This window comes from Enterococcus olivae (genome assembly GCF_053760925.1).
Map to the genome: position 1 here is coordinate 220,872 of NZ_JBSMVT010000001.1, position 12,946 is coordinate 233,817.

A 12,946-nucleotide genomic window follows, 5' to 3' on the forward strand; every position below is an offset into this window, starting at 1 on the left:
TAACCTTTTAATTAATTTATTTTGCATATTTATACCTTTTTCTATTGCCTACCACTTTAATTTCTGATACTATAACTTCATAAAATCTTAAAGCGAGGGATTGTATAAATATGAAAGAAAAGGTTATTTTAGCTTATTCAGGAGGTCTAGATACTTCCGTTTCTGTAAAATGGTTGGTTGATGAAGGATATGATGTGATTGCTTGTTGCCTAGATGTTGGTGAAGGAAGAGACACCGAAGCGATTCGTCAAAAAGCATTGGACGTAGGAGCGAGCGAATCTTACGCGATTGATGCTCGTGAAGAGTTTGCACAGGATTTCGCATTGATTGCTTTACAAGGAAATACCTTCTACGAAAACTCTTATCCACTGGTTTCTGCCTTGTCAAGACCACTGATTTCTAAAAAATTAGTAGAACTTGCCCATGAGACCAAGGCGACAACGATCGCTCATGGTTGTACAGGTAAAGGAAATGATCAGGTTCGTTTTGAGGTGGCCATCGCCGCTCTTGATCCTCATCTGAAAGTAATCGCGCCAGTCCGCGAATGGAAATGGTCTAGAGAAGAAGAGATTATTTATGCAAAGGAAAAAGGGGTGCCTATTCCTGCCGATTTAGATAATCCTTACTCAATCGATCAAAATTTATGGGGACGTGCCTGCGAATGTGGGATTCTTGAAGATCCATGGGCAACACCGCCAAAAGGTGCTTATGCTCTGACGAAAGAATTAGAAGAAACACCTGATCAAGCAGATGTTATTGAGATTACGTTCAAAAAAGGGGTGCCAGTCGCTCTAGATGGAAAAGAAATGAACCTGTCTACCATCACAGCGGAATTGAATGCTTTGGCTGGCAACCATGGTGTCGGTAGAATCGATCATATTGAAAACCGTTTGGTAGGGATCAAATCAAGAGAAGTTTACGAATGTCCCGGAGCAATGACCTTGATGACTGCTCATAAAGAGCTAGAAGACCTAGTATTTGTACGTGAATTGGCACATTTCAAACCAATCATTGAACATCAATTAGCACAAGTCATTTATAACGGACTGTGGTTCAACCCACTGACAGATGCTCTAATTGCTTTTCTAAAAAGTACCCAGGAGTATGTGAACGGCGTCGTTCGTGTCAAATTGTTCAAAGGCAATATCATCTGTGAAGGGCGTAAGTCAGACAATAGTCTCTACGATGAAAATCTAGCAACCTACACTTCTGCCGATACGTTTGATCAAGATGCAGCTGTTGGTTTCATCAAATTATGGGGCTTACCAAGTAAGGTTCACGCGGAGATTCAAGCAAAACAAAAACAATAATACAACGGAGGAACCTCTATGAAGAAACTTTGGGGTGGCCGCTTCGATGGAAAAAATGAAGAATGGATCGATGCTTTTGGTGCATCGATCTCTTTTGATCAAGCCCTAGCAAAACAAGACATTCAAGGTAGCCTTGCTCATGTCAAAATGCTTGTCCATACACAAATCATTTCCAAAGAAGAAGGTCAAACAATCATCGATGGACTAATAAAAGTTCAGGAAAAACTAACAAACAACGAATTGATTTTTACCGTACAAAACGAAGATATTCATTTGAATATTGAAACATTCTTGCATGAAGAAATCGGTCCGGTCGCTGGAAAACTGCATACTGCTCGTTCAAGAAATGATCAGGTTGCGACCGACATGCATTTGTATTTAAAAGAAAAAGTTGAAGGTATCATTGAAAAAATCATTGAATTCCGCGAAGTACTAGTGGAAAAAGCTGAGGAAAACATTGAAACGATCATGCCTGGTTATACGCATCTTCAGCATGCCCAGCCCATCTCTTTTGGTCATCATCTGATGGCTTACTATCAAATGCTGACCAGAGATCAAGAGCGTATGGAGGAAAACCTGCCACGAATCGATCGCTCACCACTTGGTGCAGCCGCTCTGGCTGGTACAACTTTTCCAATCGATCGAAAATTTTCTGCTAAAGAACTAGGGTTTTCTTCTATTTATGAAAACAGTTTGGATGCTGTGAGTGACCGTGATTTTATTTTAGAATTTCTAAGCAATTCTTCAATCCTAATGATGCATCTCTCACGTTTCTGTGAAGAGCTCATTTTATGGTGCAGTCATGAGTTCCAATTTGTGCAATTGTCGGATACTTTTTCAACAGGCAGTTCGATTATGCCACAAAAGAAAAATCCTGATATGGCTGAATTGATCCGTGGAAAAACAGGACGTGTCTACGGCGATTTGATTGGCTTATTGACAGTCACTAAAGGACTGCCTCTAGCCTATAACAAAGACTTTCAGGAAGATAAAGAAGGCATGTTTGACACCGTTGAAACAGTTGAGAAAAGTCTGGCGATCATGGCAGGGATGATTGCCACGATGCAGGTCAATAAAGAACACATGCTGGAGTCTACAGAAAAAGATTTTTCCAATGCGACTGAGTTGGCTGATTATTTGGCAACCAAAGGTATTCCATTTAGAGAAGCACATGAAATTGTTGGCAAATTAGTCCTCAGCTGCATCCAAAATGGCAATTATCTACAAGATATTCCTTTGAAAGAATATCAGGAGATCGTTCCTGTCGTTGAAGAAGATTTGTATGACAAGCTGAGCTCATACACAGCAGTCAAAAATCGCCACTCACTTGGGGGAACCGGCTTTGATCAAGTCAAGCATCAGATTGAACAAGCGAAAAAAGCGTTGAACTAAAAAAATGTCTGACGAGAAAATTCTCGTCAGACATTTTTTTAGGACCAAGGCAAGTCGATCGACAAACTCGCTGCAAATCCTTTGTATTCTGAGCGCTCCTTCAAGCGTTGATCACGTCTTTTTTCATAACCTGCACAAACCATTTGCTCTTCCTCTGTTTCGGGAACAACTTTAGGTACGGTAAATTCCGTCTCTTCATTCATATGGGATGGCACTGCGACAAAGGTAGTAAAGCAAGTAGCTGCCAAATAACGCTCACTTGTCACTAGGTCTTCACCGATGACTTTCACAAAAACCTCCATCGATTTGTTATGTGTCCCAGAAATATAGGTCTCGACACAGACCGAATGGTTGCCATGCAACGGTTTAAGGAAATTCAACTGGTCTAATGACGCAGTTACTGCACCTCTTCGACAATGTCTGCTCACAGAGATCGATGCAGCATCATCAATCCAGCTCATTAATTTCCCTCCGAATAAAAACCCAAATGGATTCAAATCAAAAGGAAAGATTCGATGCGTCTGAATCACTTTCGACAGTCGACAAAAATTCTCTTGCAATCTAATCACCTCAACATTTTCTCTCTTTTTTCATTTTAACACAGATACAGAAAAACAAGACTACTTTTTCTGAAGTGTCCCATAAAATCTTGCTTTGGAACAACCTCTTTTAGTCGTCTTGTTTCACGGACCTATTGTGGTCTTTGATTATAATTGAAATTCTTCAATGCTTGTTTTTAATTGGTCAGCAATTTCAGAAAGTACTTTAGCCACCGTTACAAACTCCTGCATGATCGAGCTTTGTTGTTCACTTGCATGCATAATCGTGTCTGTACTTGTGGAAACTTGATCAGACAATACTGCCACTGCTTCAATTTCTTCCACTAATTGCCGCATACTTTCTTTGATATTCCTTGTTTCGTTGGTCAATGCTACCGCTTCTTCAGCAGTATTTGTGGCATTTTGAGAAAGTCCATCAAAAGAGTGATGTGTCTGACGAATATAAAGCAGACCTTCCTCTACTGCCAGTTGTCCTTGTTCTGCTTTAAGAACGGAAGATTCAGATTCTTTTTGGATCTCCGTAATCAAAGAACCTACTTCCTGTGTTGCTGCTTTCGTTTCCTCCGCCAGCTTTCTTACCTCGTCAGATACAACCAGAAAACCGGCTCCATGCTTACCCGCTCTGGCAGCTTCGATCGCCGCATTCAAGGCTAATAAATTGGTTTGACTAGAAATACTATTGATCAAAGCAATAATTTGATCAATTTCTTTTAATTTTTGGTTCAAACGATGAGTGATTTGATTCGCATCGTTCGTTGTTGTTTGGATCCGATCCATTTGTTTGATTGTTTGATCAACAATTTTTTGTCCTTCTCTAGATAAATCATTAGCCTGACGAGAAGAGTCAGAGACATCTTCGATATGTTGACTGATTTTTTCAATACTGTCAGCAATCATCTTTAAATCACCGTTCGCTTTTTGCGTCAGATCACTTTGCTGCATAATGTGTTCAGCTACTCGCTGGATCGAAACCGTCATTGTTTCCGTATCTTCCTGAACACTCTCTGCACTGGCGTAGACTTCTTGCGAATTATCTCCAATACGATTGGAAGTTTGCCCCACTTGAATAATCAGTGATCGTAAGCCCGAGACCATCGAGTTGAATCGATTAGAAAGCATGCCTAGCTCGTCTTCTGTATGGATCGGAAGTGGCTCGATCGACAAATTTCCTTTTGCCAGTTCCTCCACATTGACATTGATTGCTTGGATTGGCTTCAATAAGCCTCGAGTAAAGAACGATGTCAGTAAAGCCGCAAAGAAAGGTAGGATCAAACTGATCAAGATCGTCAGTTTATTCGATTCCCAAGTTCTTTCACTAACAATGTTTCCATCAAAATCAATGGCATTGATTGCAATAACCGCCTCATGCGGATCGTGATTGCGAAAAATCGGTGCATAGCCGGTAATTTTTTTTCGGCCGTCTTGTGTATAGACTGCAGTGGCTACTACCTCTCCTTTTTTCAACTGCTCAATCGCAGCTGGTGTAATAGGAAAGAGATCCCCTGCTTCGTATCCTTGTTGTTTCAAATGAGAATCTGAAGCAACTAGTGTTCCTTCCAAAGACAAAATATATTCAGCGGAAAAAATATGCTTATGAGCAATCGTCCACTCCAGTTGTTCTTCGATTCCTGTTAAACGTTCTTTCTCTCCTTCCAACAATCGGGACAGCTCATCAATGTTCAGTATTCCCGTCGTTATATTGGCACAGCCTGTCAACTCGATTCCTGCTGATTTTAACGTCTCTTTGTAGCTAAAATAGTAGTTCACACTTCCTATGATTGCTGCACTAATAAACACGGTCAAGGTGGCAATCATAGTGATTTTCTTTATAATGCTACTTTTCATCTTTCCTCCTATGTTTAACGACATGAAAAAAATCACAATACAAGACATACATCGGTTATTTTCTATATTATTAAATAGAAAATAAGTTTTTTTAACACATATAATGACTAATATATCAATATTATATAATAAACTAACGTTTTTTAATTAAATGGAATCAGTCTGTTCATTTTTTTACATGAAAAACTGATCAAGCATACTTTTTTGAATATTTTTCAAAAAAAAGAAACAGAGTCTTCCTCATTGATTGGAAGATTCTGTTTCTCGATGATTTTATCTTTGAATAAAAAATTTAAGAAATTTTATAGACGACGACAGATCGACGATTGATCGGTATACTTATCCGATGATTATTATCCACGACTAAATGATTTTCATCATTTTTTTCATCCAAATAGCCACCAAATTTTTGCCATTCGGAATGCAAGACAACTTCTGCTCTTGAGAAATCATTTGTACCGAACTCGACTGTCTGTCTTTCAACTGGATGGAAATTAAAGACAAATAGGAAATCGTCCTTCTTGTAAGCCAGTAATTTATTGTCTTCATGATGATATAGCAATTGTGACGTCTTGTTCAGTAGCTGGCTTTCTTTGACAAACTGGATCATTTCCTGATCTAAGCACTGTAAGAAACGATATCTAAGATTCGTATCATCCGCCAGATCCCATCGACGTCTTGCATGAGAATAGCTCCAGCCATTGTCTTCACTTGGGAAATCGATCCATTCTGGATGTCCAAACTCATTACCCATAAAGTTCAAATACCCTTCTCCTGCACAGGTACAAGTGATCAGACGAATCATTTTATGCAGAGCGACTGCTCGATCAATACTGTCACTTTGCGAGAATACATCCATTTTCCAGTACATTTCCTGATCTGCCAAACGGAACATGATCGTTTTGTCTCCAACTAATGCTTGGTCATGAGACTCACAATAGCCGATAACCTTTTCCTGAGGTCTTCTTTGTGCTAACTCATGCCAAATTCCACCTAAATCCCAATCATAGTCAGAAACATTTTTTAAGGTATTGATCCAAAAATCAGGGATCCCCATTCCCAATCGATAATCAAAGCCAATACCACCGATCGCTACTGGCAGGCACATGCCTGGCATACCGCTCATATCTTCAGCGATCAAAAGACAGTTCGGATCCACCTCTTTAGCAACTTCTGATGCCAACTGTAGATAGGTGACTGCTTCTGTATCCGTCGCCATTGAAAAATATTTGTCATAGTGATCAAAGGAAACACCTAAACCATGATGATGGTAGAGCATCGAAGTAACTGCATCAAATCGAAAACCGTCAAAATGATATTCTTCCAACCAGTATTTGATATTCGACAGTAAAAAATGAATGACTTCTGTCTTGCCATAATTAAACAATTTCGAACCCCATTCAGGATGCGTACCTCTCTCCCCCGTATGGAAAAATTGTCCTTCCGTTCCGTCAAAGGCTGCCAGTCCCTCTACAACATTCGTAGCGGCATGCGAATGTACGATATCTAGTAAAACACTGATTCCCATATTATGAGCGGCATCTATCAGTAACTTCAGTTCCTCTGGTGTTCCAAATTTAGAAGAAACAGCAAAAAAATTAGAAACCTGATAACCAAAGGATCCGTAGTAAGGATGTTCGGCAATCGCCATTAGCTGAATCGTATTGTAACCTAACTTTTTGACTCTTGGTAAAACAGTTTCAATATACTCTGTAAAAGTTGAGATTCCTTCTTTGATTCCGGCCATTCCAACATGACTTTCATAAATCAAGACTGGCTCCTCCTGATTACGCTTGAAATTTCCATCCGTCCATTCAAAAGGTTCAGAAGGAGACCACACGACTCCATCAAAGTCGATACTTTCTTCCTTTTGAACAACACGTCTGCAATAAGTAGGGATACGCTCAAACACATCCTCCCCAGTAGTGATCTCAATTCGCACCTTGGAACCATGGGTCAAATGATCCTCTTCCGTAAGTGTGATCTCCCAGATACCTTGCTCGATCGGTCTAAGAAAATGACTGTTGCGATCCCAATCATTGAATTCACCAATCAAAGCGATCTTTTCAGCATTTGGTGCCCATTCTCGATACACCCAGCCATTTTCTTGTTTTTGAAAGCCAAAATAATGATGACCGTTCGCAAAATCAGCAAGGCTTTCTTCATTTTGAAGTAATCGATCCTTTGTCTCTTCATAATTTCGGTTTCTTAATTGAATGTCAGATACATACGGTTTCAGAAACGGATCTACTTCTATTATTTGTTCGCTAACCATATTTCTACCTCCTAATTTACTGACAAAAGGGACGTAGCATCTATTTTTGTACTTTCGATTCAATGCTTTTCATAAAAATTTTACCTAAACATGTTCCTTCCAAAGACATTCCGTCAGCTCAAAGTCTGAGAATACGGCATCAAAACTTGAATCTTCTGGACTACAGGCATAGATTCCGAAAGCTATTTCTTGATCACCTTTAAATAAATGACAGATTCTCATTTGACTAAAAGATTCACCATCCAGCGAATAATCCAAGCGATAGTCAGCTTCCCGTCTGCTTAAACGATACCAGATCGTATTGATCGTCGCCGGTATATCGGAAGTTGCCCAATCCGAATATCCATTGTTTGTCACGACACTACCTAAACGTTGGACCAACTCGTTTTTGTACTCTGAAGAGGCCTTCAGCCAATTCTCACTGTCCAAATATAAAAGGATCCCCGCCTGGTCAAAACGCTTCTGTGTATCAAATTTCACCTTGACTGTGAATGAAAAATACGTCTCCTTCGTTTGGATCTGTAGTGCTGATGCATTATCATTTCGAAAACCATAGTAGGTTCGTTGCCAAAAATCGGTAGCTGGAACCGTTTTTAAATGGACACTTCCATCTATAAATTGATAGCTTGGTGGTTCATTCAACCAAAACCACTGCTCGTTGTTCACCTCCAATAAAATCTCCTCCTCCATTTTTCTTTCTAAAATTATTTTATCTCATAATAACCAAGAATACAATTATACAAAAAAACATCACTTTGTATCCTAAGAATACAAAGTGATGCACGCTTGTTTTTAACGACGGTAGCCTTTTCCCAGCTTTTTTTCCCAAATTTTTAGCAACTGTGAGGTACTAAAGGTCAGAATAAAATAAATCACTGCTGCTACGTACAAGGGTCTCATAGGAATAAAGGACGATGTAACAACGATCTGTGCGCTGTTCATCAACTCGTAGATTCCAATAACTGACAATAAAGACGAGTCCTTGATCAGAACGATAAATTCATTTCCCAAAGGAGGCAAAATATTACGCAAGGCTTGTGGAAGAATGACATAACGCATCGTTTGACCTCCACTTAACCCCAATGATCTGGAAGCTTCATTTTGACCGATATCAACCGCATTGATTCCTCCACGAATGATCTCTGCAACATAGGCAGCGGAATTTAACGAAAGAGCAACGATCCCTGCAGAAAGTCGACTAAAATCAATATCTAAGATCCCAATCGGAAAAGTGGGAAAAGAAATCAAATTATGGAGTAATCCTACACTGATGATAATTTGAACCAGCATTGGCGTTCCACGAAAAACTTCAATATAGACATTTGCGAACCATCGCAAAGGACGAAAAGAAGACAGTTTCATTAAAGCCAGCACGATCCCCAAAATCGTTCCCAAGATCACCGTAATGAAAGAAATGATCAATGTGACCAGGGTACCCGATAAAAAGTAATTATAATAAACCGTTAAAAAGGAATAATCCATGTCATCTCCTCCTAGTTAGAGGCATTTTCATTTGCTAAATCAGTATTTTCCTGAACAAATTCTTCAATTTGACCACTGTCGATCAATTGTTGTAAGGCATTATTTAGCGCTTCTTCCAACTCGACGCTACCTTTAGGCAAAGCAATCGCATAAGCTTCATCTTCAGATGTTTCTAAAAGAACCTCAGCAATCGCAACATCATCATTTTGACCTACATAAGAGTCAGCTACAGCACTTTCTAAAACAAGCGCATCGATCGAACCTTGTTTCAATTCAACAACCAAATTAGGAACCTTTGGAATAGAAACGATTTGCGAATCCGGTAGTTGATCAGCAACGATCATTTCTTGGATCGATCCCTTCTGAGCACCGACTTTTTTGCCTTCCAAGTCTGCAATTTCTTGATATGCCTCTAGATTGTCGATATGCACAACAACTTTTTGTTCAGGAAGGAAATAATTTTGAGTGAAGTCAAAAGACTGTTTTCTTTCTTCTGTGGCTGAGATCCCTGACACAGCAATATCTACCTGACCTTGATCCAATGCTGCCAGAATCGCATTGAATTCCATGTCAACGAACTCTACCTCTACACCCAGCTCTTCACCAATGGCATTCATCATGTCAATATCGGCACCAACGATCGTGTCTTTACCATCGATCATTGCGTGGAATTCAAACGGTGCAAAGTCAGCAGAAGTTGCTACTTTGATCACTCCTGCTTCTTGAATTTCCTCTAGCTGATTTCCTGCTTCACTGGCAGGTGCTGATCCAGAATCAGAGCTTGCTGTATTTCCTCCTCCACACGCTGTAAAAGCTAATAATCCAACAACCAATGTAGTCAATCCAACAATTTTTTTCATAAATAATAACTCCTTCTAAATATTTATACAAATAAATTCTATTTTTTTAACATATATGCATATTAACACATACAAAATAAAAAATAAACAACAAATATTCACTTTTACTACATTTTGATGATTTTTTATTCATCCTATTCAAATGAAAGAAAAAATCATTAAGAGAATCCTGATTCTCCTAATGATTTCTGACTAATATTTTCTAAAACGCTGATAACGCGTTTCTAATAATTCTGGAATTTCTTTTACAGACAATTCTTTTAACTTATGGATCAAATCCGCTCGCAAACGTTTGATGATCGCTTCATCTGTAATTTTTTCTCCACGGAAAGTCTCCGGGATCACACGTTCAATAATACCTAGTTCTTTGAGTTCACGGGCAGTGATTTTCATCAATTCTGCTGCCTCATTCGCTCGACTACCATCCTTCCAAAGAATCGAAGCAAAGCCTTCTGGAGACAAGACTGCATAGATTGAATGCTCTAACATCCATACTTCATCTCCTAGTGCCAGCGCCAATGCGCCACCACTTCCGCCTTCTCCGATGACGATCGCAATGATCGGTACCTTCAAATCGGACATTTCAAACAGATTTCGTGCGATTGCTTCGCCTTCGCCCCGTTCCTCTGCACCAATCCCACAAAAAGCTCCTGCAGTATTGATAAAGGTGATCACAGGTCGATTGAATTTTTCTGCTTGCTTCATTAAACGCAATGCTTTACGATAGCCTTCTGGATGAGGAGAGCCAAAGTTTCTTCTTAGATTCTCTGTCAGATTACGCCCCTTTTGAATCCCGATAACTGTAACTGGTTTATCGTCTAATAAAGCCACCCCACCAACGACAGCTTCGTCATCTGCAAACAAACGGTCACCATGAAATTCTTGATAACCTTCAAAGATGCGCTCAAAGTAGTCCAAAGCTGTTAAACGCTCTTTTGCTCGCGCTAATTGAACAATTTCATGTGCAGGTCTACTCATGTTTAAGCCATCCTTTCCTTGTATGTATATGGACGAGTTGATAAATTCGTTCTCGCAATTCAGTTCTTGGGACAATTTGATCGACAAAGCCATGCTCAAGCAGGAATTCTGCCTTTTGGAAATCTTCTGGAAGTTCTTGCTTGATCGTTTGCTCGATCACGCGACGACCGGCAAAACCGATCACTGCTTCCGGTTCCGCTAAAATAATATCGCCTTCCATCGCAAAGCTGGCAGTAACGCCACCGGTTGTCGGATCTGTTAGGATCGTCAAATAAAACAGCCCTTGATTGCTGTGTCGTTTGACCGCTGCTGAGATTTTCGCCATTTGCATCAGTGAAAAAATACCTTCCTGCATACGGGCTCCGCCAGAAGCTGTAAACAGCACGACTGGCAATTTTTTTTCTATTGCCTTTTCAAACAGACGAGTGATCTTCTCTCCGACCACAGTTCCCATGCTTCCCATAATAAAATGAGGATCCATGATCCCTAAAGCAATTTTTTCACCAGAAATTCTCGCCTCACCTGTCAAAACTGCTTCATGAAGCTTGGTTTTTTCACGCATTTGCTGGATCTTTTCTTTGTAATTCGGGAAATTCAACGGATCTTCTGTCTCGATGTCTGTATCCCATTCTTCAAAACTTTTTTCATCAATCGTCAATGCAATCCGTTCCCAAGCTGTGACACGAAAATTATAGCCACAATTAGGGCAGACTTTTTCTGCCCCGATCTCTTTTGTATAAAGTGTATGTTTACAGCTTGGACATTTTGCCCACATATTGTCTGGGACAGAAGGTTCATTCGTTGGCGTTGTATCACGATTTGGATTGATACGAATATAATCCTTTTTCTTTTTGAATAATGCCATGTTTTTCCCTCCTAAACTTCAGGCGTCCAATTTGGTAAAAAGTCCTCTTGTAAAAAGGCTGTACTGTAATCACCAGCAACCACATTTGGGTGGCTGATCAAGTCCAGCTGGAACTCGGCATTGGTTACGACACCATCTGTTACTAATTCACTTAAGGCACGCTGCATCTTCATCAGAGCTTCAAAACGATTGTTTCCATGTACGATGACTTTGGCAATCATTGAATCATAGTACGGTGGAATCGTATAGCCCGAATACATCGCACTGTCAACGCGCAGACCCATTCCCCCACTTGGTAGCAATAAGTTATTGATCGTACCAGGAGATGGTGCAAAGTTGAAGGCAGGATTTTCTGCATTGATCCGACATTCGATTGCATGCCCAGTCAAAACAATGTCTTCCTGTTTGATTCCCAAAGGCTCGCCACTGGCAATTTCTAATTGTTTCTTGACCAGATCGATCCCTGTGACCATTTCAGTGATTGGATGTTCTACTTGAATACGTGTATTCATTTCCATAAAGTAAAAGGATCCAGACTCGTCCATTAAAAATTCAATCGTACCTGCATTTTCATAATGAACTGCCTTGGCAGCACGGACTGCAGCCATCCCAATCTCCGCTCGCTTCTCTTCAGAGATCACCACAGACGGTGACTCTTCTAATACTTTTTGGTTATTGCGTTGTAGAGAACAGTCGCGTTCACCTAAATGGATCACATCACCAAAAGTATCTCCTAAGATCTGAACTTCGATGTGACGGGCAGGATAAACGATTTTTTCAATATACATGTCGTCATTGCCAAATGCAGCTTTTGCTTCCTGCTGCGCCGAAGAAAAATGCTGCGGAAGCTCCTCTTTGGCAAGAACCTTGCGGATACCCTTACCTCCGCCACCAGCGGCAGCTTTCAACATGACTGGATAACCAATCTCATCAGCGATCCGCAGGGCATCTTCAACATCTGCGATCGAGCCATCACTCCCTGGAATGACAGGGACATCGGCCTCGATCATCAATTTGCGTGCATTGATCTTGTTTCCCATATCATCGATCGTTTGACTTTTCGGACCGATAAAGACGATATTACATTCTTCACACATTGATGCAAAACGGCTATTTTCTGAAAGGAAACCGAATCCTGGATGAATCGCCTCAGCTTTTGTTACGATCGCAGCACTAAGAATCTGCTGTACATTCAAATAAGAATCTGTCGCTTTGGCAGGACCGATACAAACTGCTTCATCTGCTAGCTCAGTGTGTAATGCATTTTTATCTGCTTCGGAGTATACGGCTACTGTACGAACACCTAGTTCACGACAGGCACGGATGATCCGTACAGCAATTTCTCCGCGGTTTGCAATTAAAATCTTTGAAAACATAAG

At 40.3% G+C, this 12,946-nt stretch carries 11 protein-coding genes; 2 read left to right on the forward strand and 9 right to left on the reverse strand.

Annotation, left to right across the window (positions count from 1 at the left end):
* Positions 1-110 precede the first annotated feature (110 nt).
* Entirely contained in the window at positions 111-1,310 is a 1,200-nt protein-coding gene (locus tag ACWODM_RS01260) for an argininosuccinate synthase (protein ID WP_455319543.1), read from the forward strand.
* 18 nt (positions 1,311-1,328) lie between these two features.
* Positions 1,329-2,702, forward strand: a complete 1,374-nt coding sequence (gene argH, locus ACWODM_RS01265) for an argininosuccinate lyase (protein ID WP_455319544.1) — start codon at positions 1,329-1,331, stop codon at positions 2,700-2,702.
* A 38-nt stretch (positions 2,703-2,740) separates the two neighbouring features.
* Here argH and ACWODM_RS01270 read toward each other — a convergent pair whose 3' ends face one another.
* From ACWODM_RS01270 to ACWODM_RS01310, 9 genes are all read right to left on the reverse strand, one after another.
* Positions 2,741-3,262 (reverse strand): acyl-CoA thioesterase, encoded by a 522-nt coding sequence (locus tag ACWODM_RS01270; protein WP_455319545.1) that lies wholly within the window; start codon positions 3,260-3,262, stop codon positions 2,741-2,743.
* A 147-nt stretch (positions 3,263-3,409) separates the two neighbouring features.
* Entirely contained in the window at positions 3,410-5,107 is a 1,698-nt protein-coding gene (locus tag ACWODM_RS01275; protein ID WP_455319546.1) for a methyl-accepting chemotaxis protein, read from the reverse strand.
* A 292-nt stretch (positions 5,108-5,399) separates the two neighbouring features.
* Positions 5,400-7,382 (reverse strand): alpha-amylase family glycosyl hydrolase, encoded by a 1,983-nt coding sequence (locus tag ACWODM_RS01280; RefSeq protein WP_455319547.1) that lies wholly within the window; start codon positions 7,380-7,382, stop codon positions 5,400-5,402.
* A gap of 84 nt (positions 7,383-7,466) precedes the next feature.
* A complete protein-coding gene (locus tag ACWODM_RS01285; protein WP_455319548.1) occupies positions 7,467-8,054 on the reverse strand; it encodes a DUF1349 domain-containing protein in 588 nt (195 codons plus the stop codon).
* Positions 8,055-8,174: 120 nt separating this feature from the next.
* Positions 8,175-8,864 (reverse strand): amino acid ABC transporter permease, encoded by a 690-nt coding sequence (locus ACWODM_RS01290; RefSeq protein WP_455319549.1) that lies wholly within the window; start codon positions 8,862-8,864, stop codon positions 8,175-8,177.
* Between the two features lie 11 nt (positions 8,865-8,875).
* Positions 8,876-9,724 (reverse strand): transporter substrate-binding domain-containing protein, encoded by an 849-nt coding sequence (locus ACWODM_RS01295; protein ID WP_455319550.1) that lies wholly within the window; start codon positions 9,722-9,724, stop codon positions 8,876-8,878.
* A gap of 192 nt (positions 9,725-9,916) precedes the next feature.
* Positions 9,917-10,702 carry an acetyl-CoA carboxylase carboxyl transferase subunit alpha gene (locus ACWODM_RS01300; protein ID WP_455319551.1) on the reverse strand — a complete coding sequence of 262 codons (786 nt, stop codon included), beginning with the start codon at positions 10,700-10,702 and terminating at the stop codon, positions 9,917-9,919.
* Positions 10,695-11,567: an acetyl-CoA carboxylase, carboxyltransferase subunit beta gene (gene accD, locus ACWODM_RS01305; RefSeq protein WP_455319552.1), complete on the reverse strand. Its 873-nt coding sequence runs from the start codon at positions 11,565-11,567 to the stop codon at positions 10,695-10,697. The genes ACWODM_RS01300 and accD overlap by 8 nt, the downstream gene beginning before the upstream one ends.
* An 11-nt stretch (positions 11,568-11,578) precedes the next feature.
* Complete coding sequence (locus ACWODM_RS01310) at positions 11,579-12,943, reverse strand: acetyl-CoA carboxylase biotin carboxylase subunit (RefSeq protein ID WP_455319553.1); 1,365 nt, start codon at positions 12,941-12,943, stop codon at positions 11,579-11,581.
* Between the last annotated feature and the right edge of the window lie 3 nt (positions 12,944-12,946).

Coding starts and splice junctions, on each gene's coding strand:
- ACWODM_RS01260 (WP_455319543.1), top strand. CDS start 111: ATGAAAGAAAAGGTTATTTTAGCTTATTCAGGAGGTCTAGATACTTCC.
- argH (WP_455319544.1), top strand. CDS start 1,329: ATGAAGAAACTTTGGGGTGGCCGCTTCGATGGAAAAAATGAAGAATGG.
- ACWODM_RS01275 (WP_455319546.1), bottom strand. CDS start 5,107: ATGAAAAGTAGCATTATAAAGAAAATCACTATGATTGCCACCTTGACC.
- ACWODM_RS01280 (WP_455319547.1), bottom strand. CDS start 7,382: ATGGTTAGCGAACAAATAATAGAAGTAGATCCGTTTCTGAAACCGTAT.
- ACWODM_RS01290 (WP_455319549.1), bottom strand. CDS start 8,864: ATGGATTATTCCTTTTTAACGGTTTATTATAATTACTTTTTATCGGGT.
- ACWODM_RS01295 (WP_455319550.1), bottom strand. CDS start 9,724: ATGAAAAAAATTGTTGGATTGACTACATTGGTTGTTGGATTATTAGCT.
- ACWODM_RS01300 (WP_455319551.1), bottom strand. CDS start 10,702: ATGAGTAGACCTGCACATGAAATTGTTCAATTAGCGCGAGCAAAAGAG.
- accD (WP_455319552.1), bottom strand. CDS start 11,567: ATGGCATTATTCAAAAAGAAAAAGGATTATATTCGTATCAATCCAAAT.
- ACWODM_RS01310 (WP_455319553.1), bottom strand. CDS start 12,943: ATGTTTTCAAAGATTTTAATTGCAAACCGCGGAGAAATTGCTGTACGG.